Origin of the sequence: Jejuia spongiicola (assembly GCF_023502325.1) — a bacterium.
Taxonomy (GTDB): domain Bacteria; phylum Bacteroidota; class Bacteroidia; order Flavobacteriales; family Flavobacteriaceae; genus Wocania_A; species Wocania_A spongiicola.
In genome coordinates, this window is the sequence record NZ_JAMFLZ010000003.1 from 533,414 (window position 1) to 559,895 (window position 26,482).

Here is a 26,482-nt window from a genome sequence, read left to right on the forward strand (position 1 = left end):
TCTATCTTTTAAAGGTATTATACACACTTAAAGCGTGTTGTGGTATTCTGGTAATCAAATCTTTTTCAACAGCCTTAACAACTTCAGGGTACACAATTTGTTCATATTCATCGCAATACACTTTAGCTATTTCGGTTGCCAAAACTAAGCTATTCTTAAAGTTATTTGTAATATATTTTAAAAAATATCCGTTACCCTGAAAAGTATCATTAATTTTAGCTGTAGATTTTATATTATTTGGAAGTTTAATTTCTGAAAGACTTTGCCTCCAGCTATCAATAACATCTCCAAAGCGTGCATTATCAACATTACTTGTTCCTAAATTCCAAGTAGGCACCTCCCTATCCCATCGCTTCCAGTTATAACTATGCATATCATAAATAGTACAAAACCCAAATTTAGATTCCAATTTATTTACTAAAGTGTGCACTATTTTATAAAAATTGGTATGCTTTCGTAAACTTTTATCCTTCATCTTTTCTGAAAGTGGTTTACTCCATAATTGCTTTCCCCAAGCAGTATCAAAAACAGCATTTTCTGGGTCTCGATTTAAATCGTATTCAAAACGCGAATCACAACCAGCAAGAACTATTGAGTGCGATTTAATCATATTTTTTGTTTCTGGGTCTTCTTCATACCAGCGCTCGTATTCTGTATGAATGCAATTCTCCCAAAGTTCTTTTCTAAATTGATGTCCATCATGTATCGCAGCACAAGCATACGGAACATACTCATCAATTTTTATGGTGAATGAATAATCTGAAGATACTGCTTCAAAAGTTTCTTCTCTACTAATCTTACTAATTATATCTTTTATTGAAAGTCTTTCCATAACTATTCATCAACTAAACTGCCCCATTCTGTCCATGATCCGTCATAAACAGAAATGTTTTGATATCCAGATAATTTTGCTCCTAGAGCCAAAACACAAGCCGTAATACCAGAGCCACAAGAAAAAATAATATCATCATTCTTATCTATAACTTCAGAAAAAATATCATCTAATTCTTCTTTTGGTTTTAACAGATGTTCATCGTTTAAAAGCTTCTTAAAAGGAATGTTTTTAGAGTTTGGAATGGTGCCACTACGTAACCCTGCTCTAGGCTCATCAACTAAACAATTAAATCGATCTGCTGAGCGTGCATCAATTATTTTATGCGATCCTTGTTTTGAAGCTTTAGCTACATCATCAAAAAATTGCATAAACTCAGGTTGAAGTTTAGCTACAAAATCGCCTGCCTTATTAGCGTCATTTATAAAAGATTCGATTGGGTACTCTTCTTTTAACCATGCAGGAAATCCACCATCTAAAACTGCAACATTACTATGCCCAAAAGCTTTAAACAACCACCAAACACGCGCACTGGAATATATTCCCTTATCGTCGTAAACTACAATAGCGCTATTTGCATTAATTCCAAGGTTTCTTGCTTCATTTTGGAAATGTTTAGGTGTTGGAAATGCATTTGGAAATGGGTTAGATAAATCGCTAAACTTTTTTTTTATATCGAAAAAGCGAGATCCAGGGATTTGAGTTATTGACGTACCAAAAACCTTATTTATAGTTCCATCTAAAACCACCAGATTTTTGGTATTTATATTATTATAAAGCCATTTTACAGATAAAACATCTTGTGAAATTGGTATTTCAGAATTCATTAAAACCTAATTTATTGATTACTTAGACTAAATGCTACAGCCTTAATTAAGCATCTTGCACTGTTTTTCTTAATCTTGTACGTCTATCAAAAGCTTGAAGCTTGTCTAAAACTTTCATTTCTAAAAAGTCAATTACTTTTTCTTCAACCTTAATCTTTAACTTATAAACTTTGTTTATATATGTTATTCCTCCAGGAGACATAACGTTAACCTCTACTAATTTCCCTCCTATAACATCAATACCTACAAAGTAGAGCCCGTCGTTTACTAACTTAGGTCCTATTTGTTTGCATAGTGCTTTTTCTGTTTTAGTTAAAGTGTGCTTTTGCACGCTACCCCCTGCAGAAACATTTGAACGATGGTCTTCCTTTCCTGGTACACGTTTCATGGCTCCAACTGGTTCGCCATTTAAAATTAAAATTCTAACATCACCCTCATCTGCACCTTCAATATAGTCTTGAAGAATAACATAATTTGAAGAGCCATCTCCACTTGTTATATAAAAATCTAATAATGAGTTGATATTACTCATTGCTGATTTTTCAATAAGAATAACACCAGAACCTCCAAAACCATTAAGCGGTTTTAGAATCATTTTATCTGCAGCAGACTCTTTAATTTGTTTGATTAAATAGTTTTTGCTTTTTGAAACATGAGTAGCTGGAATAATATTACTATGCGCATCACCAAAAGCTGCTGTATATAGTTTATTGTTGGCTTCTCGCATACCTTCCAAAGAATTCATAATAAAAACATCGTCCTTAACAGAATCTAAAAAATTAAGCATAATAGGGTCTAATGGTGGATTTGCTCTAAAGAAAATCACATCAAACCCAGCAAGTGGTAACATCTCTTCTCTTAATTCGGCTTTATTATAAAATGATTTAAGTGAGCTTGGAGTTTTTTCCATTCTGCCAATAACGGTACAGTTAGCAGTGGTTACACTATTACGAATAGTTAAGTTAGCAGGTGTACACATAGCAACACCATGCTTTCTCTTAACACACTCCTTTATTAAGGCTAAACTTGTATCATTTTCAGGGTCTATCTCATCCCATGGATACATAATAAAACAAACATTCATAATTCAATAAATTGAAGATTATTTAAATTTAAAAAAATTATTTTACTTCGTCGTAATGGTCATCCCATTCTTTAGGTTTCGGATCATGTAGTTTGTTTAAAGACTTAGCTACAATCATAGAAACTGTTGCATCTCCTGTTACATTCACTACAGTTCTACACATATCCAAAGGTCTATCTACTGCAAAAATAAGAGCTAATCCTATTGGCAATAATTCTGCTGGAAATCCAATAGATTCTAATACAATGACCAGCATAACCATACCCGCACTTGGTACTGCTGCACTACCGATAGAGGCCAATAATGCAGTAGCAACTATAACTAGTTGGTTTGTAAAAGTTAACCCTTCTGGCCAGATTACTTGCATTATAAATACAGCTGCAATACCTTGATATAAACTGGTGCCATCCATATTTACAGTTGCTCCAACTGGTAATACAAAACCAGACACTTCTTTATCTACACCTATATGTTCTTCAACACGTTCCATAGTAACTGGCAATGTAGCTGCGCTACTACTGGTTGAAAACGCTAATAGTTGCGCTGGACTAATCTGTTTTAAAAACCATATAGGTGATTTTTTGGTATATACACTAACCAATATAAGATAGAATCCTATCATTAAAATGAGACCACCCACAACACAAAAAGCATAATACAGTAGTTTAATTAAAATTTCTACATCATCAAAGGCGATAATAACATTTGCTAGTAAAGCAAAAACTGCATAGGGAGCAAACAACATAATTAAATCGACCATTTTCATAACTACCTCATTGAGGGAGTCAAAAAACTTAACCAAAGGCTTTGCTTTTTTCTCTCCAATTAGCAATAAACAAATCCCTACAAATAGAGCAAAGAATATAATTTGAAGCATTTTTGCTTCCCCTAAAGATGTAAATATATTACTTGGAAAAATATCAACCAAGGCTTGTAACGGACCTGCATCTTTTTGAGCCGAAGCCTTCATTAACTTATCGGTTACACCTGCATCATTTTCGTATTTTAATTTAATTTTTTCAATAGTTTCCTGTGGCATTCCATTTCCTGGTTTAACCACATTTACAATACTTAAACCAATGACAATAGCTACTAAAGTAGTTGCAACATAAATACCTATGGTACGTAAGCCCATAGATTTTATTTTAGAAATATCTTTTAAATCTGAAATCCCTTTAATTAAAGATGCCAAAATTAAAGGTACAGCAATAAGTTTTAAAAGATTAATAAATATAGTTCCGAAAGGTGCAATCCAATCAGTTACAAAACCTTTTCCTCCATCAACGGTATTCATAATAAAACCAAAAATGATTCCTAAAACCATTCCTATAATAATCTTCCAATGTAGTGCTAGTTTTTTCATCTGCTATGCTATTGTATTTAAGTGGAGAACAAGATAAGTATTTTTTAGTTTCAATCAAGTTAGAATACTTTTTTGCATATCCAATTGAAAACCAGATAGAATAAAATAAAATAATGCTGTACCCAATAGATAGTTAATCATATTAGAAGTAAAAAAAGGTATGTCAAAAACCATTACAGATAATTTAGCCCCGGTTAATAGGCTTCGCACCGGGTAAATTCCAAGCGGAAAATAGCTTCTAACTATAAAGCTTATTTAATAAATGAAAATCTGCTAAAACCAATGCCGCCATGGCTTCTACAATAGGAACCGCTCTAGGCACAACACATGGGTCATGGCGCCCTTTACCTTGCATTTCGACTGCATTACCATCTTTATCTATGGTTTCGTATTTCTGGATAAGCGTAGCCACAGGTTTAAATGCCACATTAAAATAAATGTCCATACCGTTACTTATACCACCTTGAACGCCTCCTGAAAAATTGGTTTTTGTAGTTCCGTCACTATTAAAAGCATCGTTATGGTCACTTCCATACATAGTACTTCCGTGAAATCCGCTTCCATACTCAAAACCTTTTACTGCATTTATAGAAAGCATAGCTTTACCAAGTTCTGCATGCAACTTATCAAATACGGGTTCGCCTAAACCTATAGGTGCATTTTTAATAACGCAACTTACAATACCTCCAACGGTATCACCTTTACTACGCACTTCTTTAATATAGTTTTCCATATTTGAAGCCATTGTTTCGTCTGGACAGCGAACAATGTTAGACTCGGTTTTTGTTAAATCTAACTCGGTATAAGGCTTATCAAGCTTCATCGTTCCAACAGCAGAAACATATGCAACAATCTCAATATTTTTTAGCATTTGTTTTGCAATCGCACCTGCAACGACACGACATGCGGTTTCTCTAGCAGAACTTCGTCCGCCACCACGATAATCTCTAAAACCATATTTCTGGTCATAAACATAATCGGCATGGCTTGGTCTGTAACTATCTTTTATATGGGTATAATCGTGAGATTTTTGGTTGGTGTTTTCTATAACAAAACCTATAGAAGTTCCTGTAGTTCTTCCTTCAAAAATACCTGAATGAAATTTAACAGTATCTGGTTCTTTTCGTTGTGTAACAATAGCAGATTGACCTGGTTTACGTCTATTCAATTCATTTTGTATAGCCTCTAAATCTAATTCTATTCCAGACGGACAACCGTCTATAACACCACCTAATGCGGGTCCGTGAGATTCACCATAAGTAGTAAGGTTAAATAGTTTTCCGAAAGAATTACCTGCCATAAATTAAATTTTGATGCTAAAATAAAGCTATTCCTATAAAAAAGGAAACAAAATCGTGTTTAGCTTTTTAAACCATAGCCAAATTATGCATAACGATTACTTAACAATATGCTGATATTTAACTAATTATTAAGTAATGATTAAGTAATACTAAATCGAGTTATTTGTATTGAAATAATCTTACCCAAATTGAAAATTAAAAGAAAAATAGAAGTTGCAGTAATATCTGATGTGCATTTAGGTACTTTTGGTTGCCATGCAAAACACTTAGTAACGTATTTAAACAGTATTGAACCTAAAAAATTAGTACTTAATGGCGATATTATTGATATATGGCAATTTAGTAAGCGTTACTTTCCTAAACCTCATTTAAAAGTTATAAAAAAGATAATGACAATGGCTTCTGATGGTGTTGAAGTTATTTACATTACTGGAAATCATGACGAAATGTTACGAAAATTTAGTGGTACTACTATTGGGAATATTTCCATAGTTAATAAAGCGGTTTTAGATCTGGATGGTAAAAAAGCATGGTTCTTTCATGGTGATGTATTTGATATCTCAATACAAAATGCCAAATGGCTTGCTAAACTTGGTGGTTATGGTTATGATTTATTAACACTTCTTAATAGGTTAGTAAATTGGTATTTAGAAAAACGTGGTAAAGAGCGCTATTCATTATCAAAAAGAGTGAAAAACGGGGTTAAAGGTGCAGTAAAATACATTAACGATTACGAAAAGGTAATCTCTGATTTAGCTATTGAAAACGGTTATGATTATGTGGTATGTGGACATATCCACCAACCCAAAATGGAATATGTAGAAAATAAACACGGGAAAACCATGTATTTGAATTCTGGTGATTGGGTTGAAAACTTTACCGCCTTAGAATACCAATTTAAACGTTGGAAAATTTACAATTACAATAAAGATAAATTAGCGCCTTTTGTTACAGATGAAGATTTTGAAAAATTAGAAACTCAAGACCTAATTGCTGCACTAACTATTATTGAACAACATGAGAAAAAATCAAATTAAAGCTTCCTTCAAAATAGTGATAGGGTGCTTAGCCTCTCGGTTAGTGCCATCTTTAATTTGATGCCTACAACTTGTTCCGTTTGCAGACATAACAACATCTTCAGAAGCTTTTCTAATGGCTGGAAATAACGTTTGTTCACCTATTTGCATACTAACCTCATAATGTTCTTTTTCATAACCAAAACTTCCAGCCATACCACAACAACCACTTGGAATAATTGTTACTTTATAGTTTTTAGGCAAGTTTAAAACTGAAAAACTAGATAATTGGTTACTTATTGCTTTTTGATGGCAATGCCCATGAAATTTTATGGTTTTTTCTTCTAAAGTAAACTGTTCGGGGTTTATATTACCTAATTCTATTTCTTTATGAATAAACTCTTCAATTAAAAAGGTATGCTTAGCAATCGCTTCCGCGGAAAATTTGTCATCTGCTAATTTTAAATATTCGTCTTTAAAAGTAAAGATGGCAGACGGTTCAATTCCAATTAATGGCGTGTCACTTGTAACTTTATTTTTAAAAAGAGATACATTTTTATTTGCCAATTTTCTTGCTTGCTCTAATAATCCTTTTGATAAAAACGAACGACCAGATTCAGCATTATCAACAAACTTGACTTCGTAATTTAAAGCCGTTAAAAGTTGAATTGCATCAAGTCCAATAGAAGTATCCAAATGGTTAGTAAACTCATCGTTAAAAAAATAAACGGTTTTAATTTTATTTTCTTTAAGATATTGTTTTTTAATACTTTGAATGCTATTATTTAAACTCTTATTTGAAATTAAAGGTAAACTCCTTTCTTTAGCAACACCAAAGCTTTTCTTTAATAATGAAGATGTAAACCCGTTGGAAAAAACAAAATTAGTTAGTTTAGGAATTCTACTTCCAATACCATTTAATTTGTTATTGTAAGCAAACAATTTAGTACGTAACGATACACCATTCTCCTTTTGATATTGATATTGAAACTCTGCTTTTAAACTTGCCACATCTACACTACTTGGGCATTCGCTTGCACAAGCCTTACAGCTTAAACACAAATCGAAGACTTGCTTAAGTTCAGTATGATTGAACTTATTTTTTTTACTTGAATTGGTTAAAAACTCACGTAATGCATTTGCACGTGCACGTGTAGTATCTTTTTCGTTTCTAGTTGCTCTATAGCTTGGGCACATAGTCCCTCCAAATTCTGGTAGTTTTCTACAATCTCCAGAACCATTACACTTTTCAGTTTCGCGAAGAATACCTTGAGATTTTGAAAAATCCATGAGTGTTTCTACCTGTGGCTCTAACCTATCTGAAACATAACGCAACGACTCATCCATAGCATAAGCTTCAACTATTTTTCCTGGATTAAATATATTATCAGCATCAAAAGCTGTTTTAACACGTTTTAAAACCTCATAATTTTCCTCACCAATCATTAACGGAATAAACTCTGCTCGCACAATACCATCACCATGTTCGCCACTCATAGAGCCTTGATATTTTTTTACTAAATGTGCAACATCAGTAGTTATCTTTCTAAATAAAACAACATCTTCCTTCTTTTTTAAATCTAAAATGGGGCGTAAATGAATTTCACCAGCTCCAGCATGAGCATAATACACTGCATCTTGCTTATAACTTTTCATTAAACTAGTAAATTCCGAAATATAGCTTGCTAAATCTTTCAAAACTACTGCAGTATCTTCAATACATGCCACTGCTTTTTTGTCTCCAATAATATTTCCTAGTAAACCCAAACCAGCACTACGCAAGTCATTAGCTTTATTAATATTATTACCAATAAGCATTGGGTATGCGTAACTTAAATTTGACTCCTTAATAGCTTCAACAAGTTTAGCAGCCTTATTCTTTACATCTTCAAGAGTATTGGCCTTTACTTCACACATTAAAATAGCCATAGGGTCTCCTACTAAAAATTGTCTATTTATTTCTTGAGTTTTGTTTTGTTTTGTGCAATCTAAAATGGTTTTATCCATCATTTCACAAGTAAACAAATTATGTTTCATTACTAACTCAACAGTATTTAAGCAGTTTTCAATACTACTAAAATGTGCTGCAACCATAATGCTTTCCTGAGGAGGCAACTTATCTAGCTTCAAGGTTATTTGAGTTGTAAATGCCAGCGTACCTTCACTCCCAGAAAGCAGTTTGCACATATTAAAATTATCAGGAGTATCAGAAAATATATTAGATTTTAATAACTCATCAATAGCATAACCTGTATTGCGCCGATGTATTTCTGGTTTAGGAAATTTTTCTTTTATATTATTTTGAACGGTCTCAGGTTCTAGTTCGTTGTAAATTGTTTTATAAATATGTCCTTCTAAGGTAGGCTCGTTCTTTTTGTTTTCAAATTCATTCGAAGATACTTCTCCAAAAATCACCTCACTACCATCACTTAAAATAGTATGCAATTCTATTACTTTATCTCGCGTAACACCGTATTGAATTGAAGTTGTACCTGAAGAGTTATTACCAACCATTCCTCCAATCATACATCTATTTGAGGTTGATGTGTTAGGGCCAAAAAACAAACCGAAAGGTTTTAAATAGTTGTTTAACTGATCTCTGACAACTCCAGGCTGCACAGTTACTGTTTGCTTTTTTTCGTCAACATTTAAAATTTTTGTAAAATACTTTGAAACATCTACCACAATACCTTTACCTACACATTGCCCTGCAAGCGATGTTCCTGCTGTTCTAGGGATTAAAGATGTGCTATGCGTTTTTGCAAACTCAATAAGTTGTTTTATATCTGCATTATTTTTTGGGTAAGCAACAGCCAAAGGCAACATTCTATAAACAGAAGCATCAGTGGCATATATGGATTTTATTAAATCATCATAAAAAAGCTCACCTGAAAAATTTTCTTTTAAAGCTTGTAAATGTGGTATTAAGCTCATGTATTATTAAATATTTTTTTTTAAAACTAAAAAGAAGTTAAATATAAATACAATTTTGGCGTTATTTTTGTAAAAACTAATCTGAATTACAAAAAGTGACGTATTTATATAATAGTGTCTAAAAAATTAAACAAAAACTTAAAACTTATGAAGAAATTATTTTTATTATCAGTTGCCGTACTAGGATTTACATTTGCTGCAAGCGCTCAAGAGATCTCAGAAAATGCTATTGGACTACGTTTAGGTGATAGCGATGGCTTTGGAGCTGAAATATCTTACCAACGTGCTTTAGGAGATAGTAATCGTTTAGAACTAGATTTAGGATGGCGTGATGGCAAAAACTATGACGGCTTTAAGCTTGCTGGTTTATACCAATGGGTTATGCCATTAGATGGGAATTTTAATTGGTATGCTGGTGTTGGTGGCGGATTAGGATCATTTAGCGTTAATGTTCCTGGAGGAAGGGACATTACTGATACCTTTGTTTTTGCTGCTGGTGATGTAGGTATTGAATATAATTTTGATATCCCTTTATTATTATCGCTTGATTTTAGACCAGAAATCGGTTTTGGTGATGATTTATACGATAACAATGATTTAGATTTTGATATTGCTTTAGGTATTCGTTACCAATTCTAAAAAAGTAATTTATATAATTTAAAAAGCGCCCAATTGGGCGCTTTTTTTTGCGGTAATTATTTTATTATTGCTTTAAGTTTATAAGAAAAAAGGCCGAAATTCGTTTAAAGTTGTACAAAATCACAAAAAAACATTCATAGCAGGCAAAAAAGTGACAATGCATATATTTAGAAGTATTTTGTTTTTTTACAAGAAATTATTTGCACCTGCATTGTCAATCTCAATTTTGATTGGGTTAATTGGATTAGCATTATTTGGTACTTTTTCTTTTAAATCTGTAGGGCTATCATACATTTTTATAGGAATGCTATGCCATTATTTCATATATGAGATACGAACTCCAAATGAATATTATTTTTATTTTAATATTGGGCTAAGTAAGCTCATTCTTTGGATTTCCACTCTAGTGATAAACATAATTATTGGAGTGATTTTAATCAGTATATAACCAAATAAAAAGCTAATAATGTTTTGGCTAACTCATATCCAATTTACCAAACATAAAAAAACATTATATTCTTCCTGTTAAGCAAATTCTAAACTTTAAAGCACCAAACACTTAGCCAAAGTATCTTCGTAAATCACTTCGTATTGTGGTACAATATTATGCAAATCGTATTTTAAAGATTCTTTTCTGGCATTGCTTTTAAAAGCTTGCAATCGGTCGTCATCACTTAAAATATGTAATGCATTTTTTGTCATATCTTCAACATTGCCTACATTACTTAAAAAACCAGATATACCATGCACGTTAACTTCTGGAATGCCTCCTGTATTACTAGAAATAACAGGCACTCCTGAAGCCATGGCCTCAAGTGCTGCCAAACCAAAACTTTCGGTTTGTGATGGAAGCAAAAACAAATCACTAAAACAGAGTATTTTATCTATTTCATTACTTTTCCCAAAGAAAATCACTTTATCTGTAATACCTAATTCTTTACAGCGACATTCAAGTTTTTCGCGCTCTGGTCCTTCTCCTACCAACATAAGTTTTGCTGGCATTTCCTTTTGAATATTGTAAAAAACACTAATTACATCCTGTACACGTTTTACCTCTCTTAAATTACTAATATGTGTAATAATTTTTTCATCATCATTTGCCATCATTGCTCGCTGACAATCTGTAAACCCGTGATTATACTTACTTAAATCGATAAAATTAGGAACTACACTAATTTCATTTTTAATATCAAATAAACGTAGTGTATCTTCTTTTAAACTCTGAGAAACTGCAGTAACAGCATCAGATTTGTTAATACTAAATGTAACAGCAGGCTTGTAAAACGGGTGGCTCCCTACAAGCGTAATATCTGTACCATGAAGTGTAGTTACAATAGGGACATAGATATTCTCTTCAATCAACATTTTTTTAGCCATATATGCTGCATAAGCGTGAGGAATGGCATAATGCACATGCAAAATTTCAATTTTATGAAGTTTTACCATGTCTACCAACTTACTCGATAGAGCCAATTCGTATGGTTGGTAATGAAACAAAGGATATTCTGGGACATTTACTTCATGATAATGCACATTATTACCTAACAACTCCAACCTAACGGGTTGGTTATAGGTTATAAAATGGATTTCATGCCCACGCTTAGATAACTCTAAACCAAGTTCGGTAGCAACTACTCCACTACCTCCAAATGTTGGATAACAAACTATTCCTATCTTCATAAAATTTTATTCTTCTATCGCTTCATAAATTAAGCGTTGAATATCTGTTCTAATATTCTTTTTTAACAATATATTTTTACCAGCTCTTGGATATGTTCTATTAGCTAAAAAAACATATACAAGTTCCTCTTCTGGGTCTGCCCAAGCATAGGTTCCTGTAAAACCAGAATGTCCAAAACTCGTCATAGATATGCAACCACAAGTTGGGCCTTCTTCTCCTAACTGAGGCTTATCAAAACCTACACCTCTTCTATTATTGCTTTCACAAAAATAACAGGTGTTAAATTTATCTATGGTTTCTGGCTTTAAATAACGTTTACCGCCATAAAACCCCTTTTGCAAATACATTTGCATAATTTTAGCAACATCATTAGCGTTGCTAAAAACTCCTGCATGACCGCCTACTCCATCTTGCATTGCTGCCCCCATATCGTGTACATATCCGTGTACTTTTTGATAACGATAATAATCATCAATCTCGGTCGGAACTATCTTTTTATTACTAATTTTATGATATGGATTATACAGTGTATAATTTGCTCCTAAAGATTGATAAAAATGGTTTTGTACTATTTCGTCCAACCTTTTGTCGTAATGCTTTTCAATAAATTTCTTCAATATGTAATAAGGAAAATCGCTATAGCGATACCTTAACCTGTCTAACAATTCTGAATCCTTTATAATACCTTGAATAGAATCCTTATAATCAGTGCGTAAGAACAAATTTTTTGTTACTTCAATATTGAATTTTTCGCTTCGGATTTTTCTATAATATTTTGGACTAGGACGTTTTGTAACTGAATCGAGTGTTTTATAATAAAATGGTTCCCATGGGCGTAATCTCGCATAATGAGACAACATCTTTTTAATAGTAATATCTTTTTTATTGGATTTTTTATACTCTGGTAAAATCTGTGAAAGCTTATTATCTAAAGATACTATACCTTCTTCTTCTAATTCCATTAACAATGGCAATGTTGCTAATATTTTTGTTAATGATGCTACATCATAAACATCATCAAAAGCTACTTTTTCTTTTCCTTTATAAGTGTGCTTTCCAAAGTTTTTATTATAAATAACTTTACCGCGCCTTGCTACCAAAAGTTGTATCCCTGGGGTCATCATAGAATCTACAGCCATTTGAGCTATTGAACTTATTTTCTCTAGTTTCTCGGAATTCATTCCAACACGCTCTGGAGCAGCATAACCTAATCGCTTTATTGAAAAATTAGAAATACCATCTCCTTCTTTAAAAAATTCACCTGTAGACACTGGTAAAGCCCCTTTTGCTGCAAAAGCTCCAAATATAAGTTGCGCCGATTTTTGTTGCGCTATTTCGCTATTTTGATAGCTCACAACTATACTTTCGATGTTTTCAATGGTTTTTAAATCTGAAAGCGCATAGGGTTTTACAAAAACATCTAATATAACGGAATGTGTTCTAGCAATTTCATATAGCCAAACCAATTCTTTATCGGTAAACTTATAAGGTTTCCATGGACTTGCATTAGAACGGTGTAAACCAACTACAACAGTATTATATGGTTGTAATTTATTCATTAAATCGTCTAATTTATCAGCTTCAATGGCATGGACTTTAGTATATTTTTTAAGCTCATTAAAAAATGTAGCACCACTATCATCACCCAATTTAACGTAAGCCATAGTTTTGGTTTCTAACTGACGTATCGGTAACAAATCATTTTTATTTTTTACAATTGTTATAGCATTTTCTATAAGTTCTTCATACAAAATATCGTCTTCAATTCTATTTAAATCTTTAGATAAATTATATAATCCTATGGGCTTATAATTATTCAATCCCACTTTATACTTAGCTTGGAGTACTTTTTTTACTGAATGTGCTAAACGTTCTTCTGTTATATCTCCTTTTTCATAAGCTTCTACAATTTTTGAAATCCCAGCAGGCACATCCTCAGAAATAAGTAAAACATCGTTTCCGGCTTTAAACGCAGTCAAATCTATATCGCCAGAGGTATTAAATTTTTTAGACGCATTGCCATCTACTGTAGGTTCTACATAATCTGCAACACCTTTCATGTTTAAAGCATCTGTAAATATTAGTCCTTTAAATCCTAAACGTTCTTTTAAAATATCGGTAACAATATGTTTTGATAAAGAAGACGGGTACCCTGAACGCGATTCCAAGCTAGGTATGTTTAAGTGTGCTACCATAACGCTAGAAAGCCCTTCTTTAATTAATTTCTTATAAGGATAAAGCTCAATAGAATCTATTCGTTTTTCACTAAAACTAACTGATGGTAATGTTTTATGAGAATCTTGGTCAGTGTCACCATGCCCTGGGAAATGTTTAGCATTAGCCAAAACACCTTCACCTTGCATACCTTGCATTAACGCTAACGATTTTGCTGTAACATTATCGCGATCTTCTCCAAATGACCTATTTCCTATTATTGGGTTTTTAGGATTGGTATTTATATCTGTAACCGGTGCAAAATTAAAATGAACACCTAAACGCTTACAGTGCTCGCCTATATGCTTTCCTGTTTGCTTTATAAGATCGTTATCTTTTATAGCCCCAAGTGTCATGTTCCAAGGAAAAGAGTACGTAGAATCTAAACGCATTCCTAAGCCCCATTCGGCATCCATACCAACTAAAAGCGGCACTTTTGAAGTTGCCTGCAATTCATTATTTAATCTAGCTTGCCTTACTGGACCTCCTAAAGAATATATAACACCTCCTAGTTTATGATCTTGAATTAATTTTACATTGGCATCAATCTGTTTTTTTTCTTGATTTGTAAAAATCATGATCATATACAACTGCCCAACTTTTTCTTTAAGCGTTAACGAATTATATACACTGTCTACCCATTTTTGTTGTGCTTCAACATCAGCATGCAATAAAGGATTTTTAGTAGTTTGACCAAAAGTCAAAAGGATTAAAAAAAAGAAAGATATAGAGAGTAAGATGTGGCGCATAAAGGTTTTCAATTAAATTATTAATAGCAAAATATATTAATACCAGAAATAACTATGCCAAAATAATACTTTTAAAAAGAAGATAAAAAGACTTTAAGATAGAATTATAATAAGATTATAAACAGTTAACTAAATTGACCTAAGGTAACTACTCAATCAAATCTATATGCCTGTCGTGATAACCTAATAAATATAAAACACCATCTAATCCAATACTAGATATAGCACTTTGTGCATTATTTTTTACGGTTGGTTTAGCATGAAAAGCTATACCTAACCCCGCTAGATTTAACATTGGTAGATCATTAGCACCATCACCAACAGCAATGGTTTGACTAATATCAATGCCTTCATTTTTAGCAATTTCTTTAAGATACTCTGCTTTTTTATTACCGTCGACAATGTCGCCAAGGTAACCACCAGTTAAAACTCCGTTTTCAATTTCTAAATGGTTTGCATATACATAATCCATACCTAGTTCCTCCTTTAAATAATGTCCAAAGTATGAGAACCCTCCAGATAAAATAGCTGTTTTAAACCCGTAACTTTTTAAAGTATCTATCAACCTTCTTGCTCCTTTAGTAATAGGTAAATTAACAGCAACATCTTTCAAAACTTCTTCTTTTAAGCCTTTTAAGAGTTTCATACGACTAATAAAACTTTCTTTAAAATCTATTTCCCCTTGCATTGCCGATTCTGTAATAGCTCTTACTTCGTCTCCAACTCCAGCTAATTCTGCTAATTCATCAATAACTTCCGTTTGTATTAGAGTTGAATCCATATCAAAACACACTAAGCGTCTGTTACGTCTATAAATATTATCTTCTTGAAACGCTATATCTACATCTAATTCTCTTGAAATTTCCATGAATCTCTTCGTGAATTCGGCTTTACTCCCTAATTTTCCTCTAATTGATAACTGGATTGACGCTCTTGGATATTCTTCTTGTTTAATAAGCGATAAACGTCCTGTAAGTCTTTTTATAGAATCTATATTTAAATTCTTTTCTAAAATGACTTTCGTTACTTCTGTTATTTGCTTAGCTGTTAGTTTTTCTCCTAATAAAGTAACGATATACCGGTCTTTGCCTTGTAGATTAACCCAATGTTCATACTCATTAAGTGAAATTGGAGTAAATTTTGCTGTAATACCAAGTTCGTAAGACTTAAAAAGCAAATCTTTTAGTACTGGTGCAGAATCTGCTCCAGATTCAATTTCAAACATCATACCTAAAGATAGGGATTCATGAATATTTGCTTGGCCTATATCTAACACTTTAGCATCATATTGAGCTAAAACACCTGTTAAAGCAGCAGTTAGTCCAGGTTTATCTTGTCCTGAAATATTTAATAAGAAAATCTCTTTAGACATAAAGTAAAGTATTTACACTCTGAAAAAGTTGTAAAAATCATTATTCTATTTTAAATATGAAAATTTTTGTGGTCATATTACAAGACGTTCAGGAAGTTTTAAGGATTTTATTTTAATACCTTATAAATATTGAGAAAATGCCAACAATATTATGTTTAACGATAGAGTTGGGTATGTTTTACTTAACAAAACGACTGTGCCAGCTATCGCTTGCAGGAACCTCCCAGTTCTCTTTAAACTCTGCTATGTTACTAACTAGGTTATTAAATACAATAGTGTTTTTAGAAACAGCTTTATCTTTTGCCATTTTTCTAAAATCTGTAAGCGATTTATAAGCTACATATTCTCCTTGCTTATAAGACACATTCATTTTGTCCATTAAATCGACATTATACTCTTTTTCTATTTGTTGAATAAAATGAACAGAAGCGTCTATAGAACAACCTGTGGCTTTGTTTAAATCTTGGTTTAAACCAATTATTATAAAACGTTTATACTTTATGGTATAACCTGATTGTAAATCGCTTCCGTGTGCTGTCCAGTTTTCAATAAAAGTATTTAGTTTAGATTGAATTTCTTCAAGCTCTGTCTCGGTAAAGGAACGATTAGCTTGGTAAATCCAAACTCGAGATTCTTCTGGTAATGTGCTAAATTCTACTAGCATAGGCTATAATAATGCTATTTTTTTTATAATTTTAAAATTACGGTAGTCATCAATTTTTGGGTCGTACAATTCTTTTTCAATATACGTAACTTTAACTTTTTTCTTTTTTAACTTCCCTAAGTCATCAAATAAATTGCCTCCTTCAAAATATTCTAACCAAAGTAATTTTTGAACTCTATTACCTGTATCTCTTATTTCAACAATATTAAATTGAGACTCTTGAATGTTAGTAATTTTACCTACTATAACAATATCTTCTTTAGTTGCTTCAAGCTCATCAGCTGCATAATCTCCAGCTAACTTCATCATAAAATCTGAACAATGGGTCATCATTTTTAAAGCAACTTCAACTCCAAGGTTTTCTAAAGACTTTTCATCATCAAAAGAAACTTCCAAGTACTTATCTGTCAGTTCCTTATTTTTACTATAGCTTTCCATCACACATAAGCCATACTCTAATTCTAATTGAGTTGATTCTATAGTTGAAAAGTCTAAATCTTTATTATTAACACAATCACAAGTTTCGATTGCAATTAAATCTAATAATTTATCTTTTGAATCTATATCTTGTGCGAATAAAAAATTGCAAAATATTGATGAAAAAATTAATAAATAGGTAGTTGATTTATTCATAATTGTTTAGTTAGTTATATATCTTGAGCATTAGCAATAAGTTCTGCAATGTCCATAACTTCAACATCATTTTCTTTTTCTTTAGCTTTAACACCATCAGTCATCATGGTGTTACAAAATGGGCAACCTGCAGCAATTATTTCCGGTTTAACATCTAAGGCTTGCTCTGTACGCTCTACATTAACGTCCTTATCGCCTTGTTCTGGTTCTTTAAACATTTGTGCACCTCCTGCTCCACAACACAAACCATTTCTACGGCAATTTTTCATTTCAACTAACTCTGCTTCTAACTTTTGAATTAGTTCTCGCGGAGCTTCATATACATTATTAGCGCGACCTAAATAACAAGGGTCGTGAAATGTGATACGCTTGCCTTTAAACTTACCTCCTTCAATGGTTAAGCGCCCTTCTTCCAATAACGTTTTTAAAAACTGGGTGTGATGCATAACTTCATAATTACCGCCTAATTCTGGGTATTCATTTTTAATAGTATTAAAGCAATGTGGGCAAGCTGTTACTATTTTTTTTACTTCGTAGGCATTGAGTACTTCTATATTGGTTACAGCTTGCATTTGAAATAAAAACTCATTTCCTGCACGTTTTGCAGGGTCGCCTGTACAACTTTCTTCGGTTCCTAATACAGCAAACTCTACGTTGGCTTTGTTTAAGAGTTTCACAAAGGCCTTTGTTATTTTTTTTGCTCTATCATCAAAACTACCTGCGCAACCTACCCAAAATAATACTTCTGGTTGCTTGCCTTGGGCCATAAATTCGGCCATGGTTGGTACTTTAAGTAATTCGCTCATTTTGTTGAGTTGTTTGTTATTTTGTTGCGTTAGGGATTGCAGCGGCATCCTTTTGCTTTTTGCAAAAGATATAGCGGAAAGCCCGACCCTTTATGGGTAACGCCCGAGTTATTTAATTATTCGTTTTTCCAATTCAATCGATCCATTTGATTGTATGGCCATGGAGCACCATTGTTTTCAATATTTGTCATCATATTATTAAGTTCGACTGGTGCTGCTGATTGCTCCATAACCAAATAGCGGCGCATATCTAAAATAATAGATAAAGGATCGATACTAACCGGACAAGCTTCTGTACAGGCATTACAAGAGGTACAAGCCCAAAGCTCTTCGCGTGTAATGTAATTGTCTAAAAGTTGTTTTTCGTCGTCTTTAAATTCGCCTTTATTTGCATCAATGTTTTTACCAACTTCTTCCAAACGGTCTCTTGTATCCATCATTATTTTTCGCGGAGACAGTTTTTTACCAGTTTGATTGGCAGGACATTCGCTTGTACACCTTCCACATTCTGTACATGTATAGGCATTTAATAACTGAACCCAGCTTAAATCTTGCACATCACTTGCTCCAAATTTTGCCGGTGTTTCTCCCTCTTCTTCTGTTACTGCATAAGGATCGGCATCTGGATCCATCATCATTTTTACTTCATTGGTTACTGCTTCAAGGTTATTTAATTGTCCTTTTGGCATTAATTTACCATAATAAGTGTTTGGAAACGCCAATAGTATATGCAAATGTTTTGAAAAGTATAAGTAATTTAAAAAGATGAAAATTCCAATAATATGCAGCCACCAAGCACCTCTTTCTATAACATGCAATGTGGTTTCTTGTAATTCTGAAAACCATGGTGAAATAAATTGACTAACTACATTGCCTGAATTTAATGCTTGAAAATGAACATCAGTAGCATTCATAACTAAAAACAGCGTCATTAGCACCATTTCAAAATACAAAATAAAATTACCATCGTTTTTTGGCCAGCTAGTCATTTCACTTTTCCAAAAACGTGCTAGTTTTATAATATTTCTACGTATCCAAAATATTATAACTGATACAAATACTAAAACTGCTAGTACCTCGAAAGACCCAATTAAAAAACCATAAACAGATTCTGGTAATACTTTTAAACCAATTCTGTGTGTCCCAAATAAACCATCAATAATAATTTCTAAAACTTCAATATTGATGATTATAAAACCTACATAAACAACAACATGTAAAAATCCGGCAATGGGACGGCGTACCATTTTGCTTTGCCCAAGTGCAATCATTGCCATATTTCGCCAACGCTGCGATTTATTGTCAGAAACATCTACATCTTGGCCAAGTTTAATGTTTCGAATTAATTTTTTTACGTTTTTTGCAAAATATCCAATACCTATTATAAGTATGATTGCAAAAAGTATATTAGGCAAGTATTCCATTTATTTTTAGTTGGTTTCTGCTTCTTTATAAGGGATTTCTTTTTTTGAAAGGATTCTAAAATAGCGCTTTGGATGTAGTTTTATATCTTCTAAAAGTTCTTCCATTTCTTTTGAAGCTCCTTTTAAATTGTTATACAAAGCATCATCTTTAAGCAATTTACCCATGGTACCCTCCCCATTTTCTAAACTTGCTATAATTTTATCGAAATTTTTAAGGGTAGACTCTAAACTTTTGATGGTTTTCCCAATATTAGAGCCGGCAATTGAATCTGATACTTTAGATAAATTTGTAGAAATATTTTCAACATTAGTCAATGTTGTATTTAACTTTTCTTTATTCCCAACAACTAATACATCTATAGACTTTGATGTCTCCTTAAAATTACTAATTATACTTCTTAAATCACCTATACTTGTTTTAATGTTAATCTTAGTTTCATCATCAAACACTTTATTTAAATTTGAAAGCAATTCATCAGCACTCACCATCATAGTCTCCATTTTTTCTTGTAATGGTGTTAATTTCTGATTTACTAATTCACTTAAACCTGCTTTTACAGAACCTTCCAAATATGAGTCACTTATAGCATTTTCAGCATTATCAAAAGCAGGGACAATAGCTATAGCTTTTCCTCCTATTAAGCCCGTTTCGTAAAGTTCTGCTTTACTGTTTTTTGAAAATTGGAAATCGCTATCTACCAAAAGTTTTACTTGTAACTTACCTGAAGCATCATCTTTAAACTCAATATCAACTACTTTACCTACAATTAAGCCATTAATTGTAACTGGTGTTGATGATGTTAAACCTTCAACATTATCATAAACTGCATAAAATGTACGAGAAGAATCGAGTAGATTTTGACCTTTTAAATAATTAAATCCAAAAATAAAAAGGACAATTCCGGCTATTACTAATATTGATGTTTTTACTTCTTTTGATATTTTCATCTAAAAATATTATTTACTTTATTTAAGTGAGATGCAGTTTGTGTACAAACCTAATAATTGACTATTAATTTTTTTCATACTCATTTCAAAATAAATATGTTTAGTGAAACAAATTTAAGATAAATTTAAAAAGAATGAATTTAATTCGCAGTTGTTTTTAAAGCTTCAGTTAAAGTTATTTTCTTACCAGCTTTAAAAGCTACAATATAACCTGTTTTAAAACCAGCAGTTTTAGCTTCTTCTTCTAGCTTTTTTACGGTATTATAACTTGAAGTTTCTCCGTAATAATATTTGTATAAGTTACTCTCTTTGACTCTAGAAATATTATTTAACCCTTTAAAATTGTATGGTTTTGTCTCCAAAGATTTTGAGCTTGCAGCTATTTGAACTTTAAATTTTATTGAATTCTCATTATTTAGAATAGTAGTATTAGTGGTTTTTTCTAATTCACCATTTAAATCTAAAATACTGGAGCTTAAATTTAAACTTTCAAGATATCGCTTAGTAGCATTAAATAAAGACTTAGTCATTATGCTCTTGCCTTTTTTAGAATTTAAAAAATCTTCTTCTTTTTTATGAGTGAGAAAACCAAGTTCAACTAAAACACTTGGCATATAAGTATATGCCAAAACATAAAATATATTTTGTTTAACACCTCTACTTCTTCGTTTCGCAGTTACTTGAAATTCATTTTCGATGTAACTGGCAAGTTTTATACTTTGATCTAAATAATCCTCTTGAGCTAAAGTCAGCCCTATTAATGATTCTGGTAAATTGGGGTCAAAGTCTTTATAAATCGATTTATGATTATCTTCTAAGAAAATAACTGAATTTTCTCGTTTTGCAACTTCAAGATTCTGCTTGTTTTTTGTTGTTCCAAGAACATAAGTTTCCGAACCATAAGCTGTTCCTTTCTTTCCTGGTTGTGCATTACAATGAATGGATATAAATAAATCTACATCCTTACTGTTAGCAACCTTAGCCCTTCCATTCAATGTTGGAAAAACATCTTTTTTTCGAGTATATACAACATTCACATACGGCAAGTTGCTTTCCAGCATTTTTCCCAATGCTAATGATACATCTAAAGCTATATCTTTCTCAGTGGTTTTGTAACGTCCTGTACCTGGTGTTCCTCCATCCTTACCCCCATGACCAGGATCAATCATGATAGTAAAAGGAATATCTTCTGATTGACTGTACAATTTAGTATTACCAATAAATGTTAATACTATTATAAAAAATACTAAAACTAATAATTTGGACGTTTGCATAAGTGTTTTTAACGCGTAAAAATTCGGTTTATTACTCAGTTTAATTGAGTAAATATTTAATTTAAAATTTTTCCGTTGAATAATAAATTATCACAGAAAAATATATGTAATTTTGGCAATTCAAAAACCGAGCCATACTTTTACAAAAATACATTTAAAAGCGTTGCATACAAACAACTTTAAAATACTTTTTGCATTAAGTTTTACAGTGTTTATTAACACGTTTAGCTTCGCTCAAGATATACAGAAACCTACAGATAGCATTAAACCTACTGTTAAAGATAGTCTGGTTATTAATGCAAAGGATATTATAAAATCTGAAGCTCCAGCAGAAAAATCACAAGACACTACTGCAACAGATTCCATAAAGCCTAAAAAAGAAACATTAGAGCATATTGTAAAGTATAAAGCTACTGATTACACGTCCTTCAATCAAAAAAAGCAAAAATTATATTTATACAATGAAGCTGAAATAGATTATGGTGACATAAATATTAAATCTGGTAGTATAACTATAGATTATAGCACCAATACTGTTTATGCTAAAGGTATACTAGATTCTATTGGGGAGTACTCTCAAGCACCAATTTTTACTCAAGGAGCAAATATTGTAGAACCTGATTCCATTATTTTTAATACAAAATCAGAAAAAGCTCTTATTTACAATTCAAAAACAGAACAATCTGGAGGTACTGTAATTGCTCAAATAACAAAAAAAGAAAACGATTCAGTTTATTTTATACATAGAGGAAAATATACCACTGCCGAAGATTTGGAAGATCCAGAGTATTACATCTTGCTAAGAAAAGCAAAAGTTGTGCCTGGAAAAAAAATAGTAACTGGTTTAGCAAACCTCTTTATTTACGATGTACCAACACCAATTGGCTTGCCTTTTGGTTTTTTTCCGCAATCTGAGAAACAAACCTCCGGTGTTATCATCCCAAGCTTTGGTGAACAAAACGATCGTGGTTACTTTTTACAAAACGGAGGATATTATTTTGCCATAAGTGATTACGTCGATTTAGCCGTTTTAGGTGATTATTATACTAACGGCAGTTATGGATTACGCCTAGAAAACACATATGCTAAACGCTATAAGTTTAGAGGAAATGTTGGATTTCGATATGAAAATTTAATCACTAGCGAGCGTGGTTTTCCAGATTACGGAAAATCTACGGTATATAATTTACGTTGGTCGCATAGTCAAGATAGTAAAGCTAACCCAAGCTCACGCTTCTCTGCTTCGGTAAACTTAGGTAGTAGTACTTATTACAGAACATCACTTAATCAAGTGAATTCAGGTGCTTTCTTGAATAACACTTTAGCATCATCCGTATCGTACTCTAAAACCTTTGAAGGAGAACCATCAGTAAATTTCAGTGTAACGGCTACGCATTCTCAAAATACAAATACAGAACAAATTAATATGACGCTTCCTACATTTCAAGGAAACGTAAGTAGAATATTTCCTTTTGCACCTAAAGTTGGATCAAAAAAAGGTATTATACAAAATATAAACCTTCAGTATAGTGTAAGAGGAGAAAATAGAATACAAACTACAGACTCACTTTTCTTTAAAAAGGAAATGTTTGATGATGCAAAAGCTGGTTTTCAACATACTGTTCCTTTAAGTACAAACTTTAAAGTATTTAAACATTTTAGTTTGAGTGCTTCTACAAGTTTAAACGAAGTATGGACTTTTAAGACTATAGATAGATATTACGATAACGTGAATGATGAGGTAATAACTGAAACAATAAACGGCTTTGATTCTTTTAGAACATATAATTTTAGCACTAGTTTAGGGACAACAATTTATGGGATGTTTAACTTTAAAAAAGAAGGTGAAAATCCAAAAATTCATGCTATTCGTCATGTCATTCGTCCATCAATAAGCTATAATATCAACCCTGCTTTTGACAAATATTATGACACATATGAAGTTGTTAGTGCAGACGGATTAACTACTGAAGATGTTGAATTTACGAGGTTTGAGCAAGGCCTTTTTGGAACTCCAAGTAAAAACTTTTCTAGCTCTATGGGCATATCTATAGCTAATAATTTTGAAGCTAAAGTAAGAGATAAAGACAGTACAGCAACTGAACCGAAAAAGATTATTTTACTTAATAACTTAAATTTTTCTACTTCATACAATTTTGCTGGAGACTCGCTACAATGGAGTCCTGTTAGAGTAAGTGGAGGTACTCAATTATTTGAAAATAAGTTAAGTTTAAATTTTGGTGCAACTTTAGATCCATATGCTTTAGACAATAATAACAATCGTATTGATAAATTTAACATTGACAATGGTGGCAGTCTTTTTAGATTAACTAGTGCAAACCTAACAGCAAGTTATTCGCTTTCTGGTGGTAAAGGGGATCAAAAAAACGATAGTGAAAGTGGAGCTGCTATACAGGAAAATTTACGTAGCGGTGGTCGTGACGACGACTTATTTGGGGTTTCTGAAGATTTTTCTAGATTCAATGAAGAAAAGGGAGATAAAGAAGAGGAAGAGCCTAGTGAGTTTTATAATTTTAAAATACCCTGGAGTTTACGCTTGGCATATGCTGTTAATTATTCTAACTCTAGAAGGCAAAGTGAAATATCCTCACACTCACTCATGTTTTCCGGAGATATAGAATTGTCGCCTAAATGGTCTGTAGGCGCATCTTCAGGTTACGATCTAAAAGACAAAGGATTCACTTATACCCAGTTGCGTTTTGAACGTGATTTATTAAGTTGGCGAATGAATTTTAGTTGGGTTCCTTTTAGTGCAAGAAGTTCGTGGAATTTCTTCATAGGAATAAAATCTAATATCCTAAAAGATCTTAAATACGAAAAACGTAGGCAACCCGATCAAAGGCTTTAAGGTTAAAAAAAACAATCAGGTACCCTGCTTCGAGGGAATAACAAAAATTACTAATTTGATGAAAAAAATTATTACTACAACAAATGCACCAGCACCTATTGGGCCATATAATCAAGCTGTTTTAAGCGGAAACACCCTTTATACATCTGGACAAATTGCATTAAATCCAAAAACAGGTGAGTTAATATTAGGTGATATTAAGACAGAAACTAAACAAGTTATGGAAAACATGAAAGCTGTTTTAAAAGCTGCTAACATGACTTTTGATAACGTTATTAAGTCTTCAATATTTATAAGTGATATGAATAATTTTTCAGAAATTAACGTCATTTATGGAAGCTATTTTGACGATACTAATGCCCCTGCACGTGAAACAGTAGAAGTTGCGAGGTTGCCAAAAAATGTAAATGTTGAGATTAGCATGATAGCTATAAAATAGCTAAGCTGGTTCATCAACCGAGGCATATTTAACAAGTAATTCTTTTAATTTTTCTACCTCAATTGGCTTAGCCAAAAAATCGTCAATACCAGCTAATTTAGCATTTTCAATATCTTCTTCAAAAGCACTGGCAGAAACTGCTATTATAGGTGTTTTATGCTTGTTATACTTCCTTGTTCTTTTGATTTTCTCAGTAGCTTGGTAACCATCTAAATCTGGCATATAAATATCCATAAATACCATATCGAAATCTAAAATCTTGTATAAATCAACTGCCTCTAATCCATTCTTAGCAAAAGTACAATCGGCTCCTTGTTGTTCTAACAAAAACTTTATCACTTTTTGGTTCATCCTATTATCTTCTGCTACTAATACATTAAACTTATTTAGGAGTATTGGTTTAATCTCTGTACTTATGGCTTCAATATTTAAAGTCTTTTTAAGTTGTAAACTAAAATAAAACGTAGTGCCTTTATTTTCTTTACTTTCAATTTTAAGTTCGCCTCCCATTAATTTTACTAAGTCTCTCGAAATTGAAAGTCCATAACCTCCTCCTCTATAATCTTTAAAATCGGATAATCCTACATTTTCTGAAGTTTCAAGGATTCTCTTAACTTCGTAAGATCGCATACCAATACCTGTATCTTTTATATAAAAAGTAACAATTTGGTCTTCATCAATACTAACCGTTTGATCAACAATTATTGTAATTTTTCCATTATTGGTAAACTTAATAGCATTATTAATTAAGTTAATAAGTACTTGTTGAATTTTTGAAGAATCTCCTAAAACATAAAACTTTTTTTCATCTTCAAATAAAAATTTAAACTCTAGTTCTAAGCCTTTTTCCCAAGCTTGATATTCAAATATTTTAAATAATCTAGATAAATCTGATTTTAGATTTATAGCCACTAAATTTAAATTTATGGTACCTTCATCTGCCTTAGAATTATCAATAATCATATTTACCAATTGCAATAAATGTTCAGAAGAGTAATCAGCAATTTCGACTTGTGCTTTTTGGTCTGCATCTAAATTAGTTTCTTTCAACATATTTAGCATTCCTAAAACTGTATTTAAAGGTGTTCTTATTTCATGACTCATATTAGCCAAATAAATAGATTTATATTCAGCTGTATCAAATGCTTCATTTAATTTTTGCTTTAAATCTATTATAAGATTATTTAAGTTTTCAACTTCTAACTCATTTGAATATTGGTGTTTAAAAAAATGAAACGCCACAACCGCCATAATTATCATTATAAAGGCTAGCAGTAAAGCTATATTCTTTAAGTCTGAACTTGACTCAATATAATTAAAGCCAACAAAGAAAATAACAGCAAAAGCAATGAGCACAAAAATTGATAAAACAATTTTTGCTTGTATTGGTCTCATTGGGTTTTTATAAAAAGG

The 26,482-nt window shown here is 32.1% G+C and carries 20 protein-coding genes; 4 read left to right on the forward strand and 16 right to left on the reverse strand.

What is annotated here, in order from left to right; genetic code table 11:
- Nucleotide 1: 1 nt before the first annotated feature.
- The 5 genes from M3P09_RS09675 to aroC all read right to left on the reverse strand — a co-directional run bounded on the left by M3P09_RS09675 (nucleotide 2) and on the right by aroC (nucleotide 5,406).
- Nucleotides 2-832, reverse strand: a complete 831-nt coding sequence (locus M3P09_RS09675; RefSeq protein WP_249972985.1) for an N-formylglutamate amidohydrolase — start codon at nucleotides 830-832, stop codon at nucleotides 2-4.
- Between the two features lie 2 nt (nucleotides 833-834).
- Nucleotides 835-1,659 carry a sulfurtransferase gene (locus M3P09_RS09680; protein WP_249972986.1) on the reverse strand — a complete coding sequence of 275 codons (825 nt, stop codon included), beginning with the start codon at nucleotides 1,657-1,659 and terminating at the stop codon, nucleotides 835-837.
- A 46-nt stretch (nucleotides 1,660-1,705) separates the two neighbouring features.
- The gene (gene gshB / locus M3P09_RS09685) at nucleotides 1,706-2,743 is read right to left on the reverse strand and encodes a glutathione synthase (RefSeq protein ID WP_099566111.1); all 1,038 of its coding nucleotides are present in this window, start codon (nucleotides 2,741-2,743) and stop codon (nucleotides 1,706-1,708) included.
- 37 nt (nucleotides 2,744-2,780) lie between these two features.
- Nucleotides 2,781-4,106, reverse strand: a complete 1,326-nt coding sequence (locus tag M3P09_RS09690; RefSeq protein ID WP_099566112.1) for a dicarboxylate/amino acid:cation symporter — start codon at nucleotides 4,104-4,106, stop codon at nucleotides 2,781-2,783.
- 238 nt (nucleotides 4,107-4,344) lie between these two features.
- A complete protein-coding gene (gene aroC, locus M3P09_RS09695; RefSeq protein ID WP_249972987.1) occupies nucleotides 4,345-5,406 on the reverse strand; it encodes a chorismate synthase in 1,062 nt (353 codons plus the stop codon).
- A 189-nt stretch (nucleotides 5,407-5,595) separates the two neighbouring features.
- Between aroC and M3P09_RS09700 the strand changes: the two genes are divergently transcribed.
- Entirely contained in the window at nucleotides 5,596-6,444 is an 849-nt protein-coding gene (locus M3P09_RS09700) for a UDP-2,3-diacylglucosamine diphosphatase (protein WP_099566114.1), read from the forward strand.
- Here the strand turns inward: M3P09_RS09700 and M3P09_RS09705 are convergent.
- Nucleotides 6,436-9,357, reverse strand: a complete 2,922-nt coding sequence (locus M3P09_RS09705) for an FAD-binding and (Fe-S)-binding domain-containing protein (RefSeq protein ID WP_249972988.1) — start codon at nucleotides 9,355-9,357, stop codon at nucleotides 6,436-6,438. The genes M3P09_RS09700 and M3P09_RS09705 overlap by 9 nt on opposite strands.
- A gap of 147 nt (nucleotides 9,358-9,504) precedes the next feature.
- On the opposite strand from M3P09_RS09705, the gene M3P09_RS09710 reads away from it, so the two are divergent.
- Complete coding sequence (locus tag M3P09_RS09710; RefSeq protein WP_099566177.1) at nucleotides 9,505-9,996, forward strand: hypothetical protein; 492 nt, start codon at nucleotides 9,505-9,507, stop codon at nucleotides 9,994-9,996.
- A 543-nt stretch (nucleotides 9,997-10,539) separates the two neighbouring features.
- Here M3P09_RS09710 and bshA read toward each other — a convergent pair.
- The 9 genes from bshA to M3P09_RS09755 form a co-directional block, all read right to left on the reverse strand.
- The gene (gene bshA, locus M3P09_RS09715; protein WP_249972989.1) at nucleotides 10,540-11,676 is read right to left on the reverse strand and encodes an N-acetyl-alpha-D-glucosaminyl L-malate synthase BshA; all 1,137 of its coding nucleotides are present in this window, start codon (nucleotides 11,674-11,676) and stop codon (nucleotides 10,540-10,542) included.
- A 6-nt stretch (nucleotides 11,677-11,682) separates the two neighbouring features.
- Entirely contained in the window at nucleotides 11,683-14,640 is a 2,958-nt protein-coding gene (locus tag M3P09_RS09720) for a serine hydrolase domain-containing protein (protein ID WP_249972990.1), read from the reverse strand.
- Between the two features lie 148 nt (nucleotides 14,641-14,788).
- Nucleotides 14,789-16,012 carry a phosphoserine phosphatase SerB gene (gene serB / locus M3P09_RS09725; protein WP_099566118.1) on the reverse strand — a complete coding sequence of 408 codons (1,224 nt, stop codon included), beginning with the start codon at nucleotides 16,010-16,012 and terminating at the stop codon, nucleotides 14,789-14,791.
- A 178-nt stretch (nucleotides 16,013-16,190) separates the two neighbouring features.
- Nucleotides 16,191-16,676, reverse strand: a complete 486-nt coding sequence (locus M3P09_RS09730; RefSeq protein WP_099566119.1) for an ABC transporter ATPase — start codon at nucleotides 16,674-16,676, stop codon at nucleotides 16,191-16,193.
- Nucleotides 16,677-16,679: 3 nt separating this feature from the next.
- Nucleotides 16,680-17,309 carry a hypothetical protein gene (locus M3P09_RS09735; protein ID WP_099566120.1) on the reverse strand — a complete coding sequence of 210 codons (630 nt, stop codon included), beginning with the start codon at nucleotides 17,307-17,309 and terminating at the stop codon, nucleotides 16,680-16,682.
- 14 nt (nucleotides 17,310-17,323) lie between these two features.
- Entirely contained in the window at nucleotides 17,324-18,115 is a 792-nt protein-coding gene (locus M3P09_RS09740) for a (Fe-S)-binding protein (RefSeq protein ID WP_099566178.1), read from the reverse strand.
- A gap of 116 nt (nucleotides 18,116-18,231) precedes the next feature.
- Nucleotides 18,232-19,539, reverse strand: a complete 1,308-nt coding sequence (locus M3P09_RS09745; RefSeq protein WP_249972991.1) for a 4Fe-4S dicluster domain-containing protein — start codon at nucleotides 19,537-19,539, stop codon at nucleotides 18,232-18,234.
- Nucleotides 19,540-19,545: 6 nt separating this feature from the next.
- Nucleotides 19,546-20,487 (reverse strand): MlaD family protein, encoded by a 942-nt coding sequence (locus M3P09_RS09750; RefSeq protein WP_249972992.1) that lies wholly within the window; start codon nucleotides 20,485-20,487, stop codon nucleotides 19,546-19,548.
- Between the two features lie 140 nt (nucleotides 20,488-20,627).
- Nucleotides 20,628-21,761 (reverse strand): N-acetylmuramoyl-L-alanine amidase family protein, encoded by a 1,134-nt coding sequence (locus tag M3P09_RS09755; RefSeq protein ID WP_249972993.1) that lies wholly within the window; start codon nucleotides 21,759-21,761, stop codon nucleotides 20,628-20,630.
- 112 nt (nucleotides 21,762-21,873) lie between these two features.
- Here M3P09_RS09755 and M3P09_RS09760 point away from each other — a divergent pair, with 112 nt between their 5' ends.
- Nucleotides 21,874-24,630, forward strand: coding sequence for a putative LPS assembly protein LptD (locus M3P09_RS09760; RefSeq protein ID WP_249972994.1), 2,757 nt, complete (start codon nucleotides 21,874-21,876; stop codon nucleotides 24,628-24,630).
- A 58-nt stretch (nucleotides 24,631-24,688) separates the two neighbouring features.
- A complete protein-coding gene (locus tag M3P09_RS09765) occupies nucleotides 24,689-25,069 on the forward strand; it encodes a RidA family protein (protein WP_249972995.1) in 381 nt (126 codons plus the stop codon).
- Here the strand turns inward: M3P09_RS09765 and M3P09_RS09770 are convergent, their stop codons facing one another.
- Entirely contained in the window at nucleotides 25,070-26,464 is a 1,395-nt protein-coding gene (locus M3P09_RS09770; RefSeq protein ID WP_249972996.1) for a response regulator, read from the reverse strand.
- Nucleotides 26,465-26,482: the final 18 nt, after the last annotated feature.

What these genes read in the sequence shown, in the direction of transcription:
- bshA (WP_249972989.1), bottom strand. Translation starts at nt 11,676, where the DNA reads ATGAAGATAGGAATAGTTTGTTATCCAACATTTGGAGGTAGTGGAGTA.
- M3P09_RS09770 (WP_249972996.1), bottom strand. Translation starts at nt 26,464, where the DNA reads ATGAGACCAATACAAGCAAAAATTGTTTTATCAATTTTTGTGCTCATT.
- M3P09_RS09765 (WP_249972995.1), top strand. Translation starts at nt 24,689, where the DNA reads ATGAAAAAAATTATTACTACAACAAATGCACCAGCACCTATTGGGCCA.
- M3P09_RS09735 (WP_099566120.1), bottom strand. Translation starts at nt 17,309, where the DNA reads ATGAATAAATCAACTACCTATTTATTAATTTTTTCATCAATATTTTGC.
- M3P09_RS09690 (WP_099566112.1), bottom strand. Translation starts at nt 4,106, where the DNA reads ATGAAAAAACTAGCACTACATTGGAAGATTATTATAGGAATGGTTTTA.
- gshB (WP_099566111.1), bottom strand. Translation starts at nt 2,743, where the DNA reads ATGAATGTTTGTTTTATTATGTATCCATGGGATGAGATAGACCCTGAA.
- M3P09_RS09745 (WP_249972991.1), bottom strand. Translation starts at nt 19,539, where the DNA reads ATGGAATACTTGCCTAATATACTTTTTGCAATCATACTTATAATAGGT.
- serB (WP_099566118.1), bottom strand. Translation starts at nt 16,012, where the DNA reads ATGTCTAAAGAGATTTTCTTATTAAATATTTCAGGACAAGATAAACCT.
- M3P09_RS09740 (WP_099566178.1), bottom strand. Translation starts at nt 18,115, where the DNA reads ATGAGCGAATTACTTAAAGTACCAACCATGGCCGAATTTATGGCCCAA.
- aroC (WP_249972987.1), bottom strand. Translation starts at nt 5,406, where the DNA reads ATGGCAGGTAATTCTTTCGGAAAACTATTTAACCTTACTACTTATGGT.
- M3P09_RS09750 (WP_249972992.1), bottom strand. Translation starts at nt 20,487, where the DNA reads ATGAAAATATCAAAAGAAGTAAAAACATCAATATTAGTAATAGCCGGA.
- M3P09_RS09710 (WP_099566177.1), top strand. Translation starts at nt 9,505, where the DNA reads ATGAAGAAATTATTTTTATTATCAGTTGCCGTACTAGGATTTACATTT.
- M3P09_RS09720 (WP_249972990.1), bottom strand. Translation starts at nt 14,640, where the DNA reads ATGCGCCACATCTTACTCTCTATATCTTTCTTTTTTTTAATCCTTTTG.
- M3P09_RS09730 (WP_099566119.1), bottom strand. Translation starts at nt 16,676, where the DNA reads ATGCTAGTAGAATTTAGCACATTACCAGAAGAATCTCGAGTTTGGATT.
- M3P09_RS09755 (WP_249972993.1), bottom strand. Translation starts at nt 21,761, where the DNA reads ATGCAAACGTCCAAATTATTAGTTTTAGTATTTTTTATAATAGTATTA.
- M3P09_RS09675 (WP_249972985.1), bottom strand. Translation starts at nt 832, where the DNA reads ATGGAAAGACTTTCAATAAAAGATATAATTAGTAAGATTAGTAGAGAA.
- M3P09_RS09680 (WP_249972986.1), bottom strand. Translation starts at nt 1,659, where the DNA reads ATGAATTCTGAAATACCAATTTCACAAGATGTTTTATCTGTAAAATGG.
- M3P09_RS09705 (WP_249972988.1), bottom strand. Translation starts at nt 9,357, where the DNA reads ATGAGCTTAATACCACATTTACAAGCTTTAAAAGAAAATTTTTCAGGT.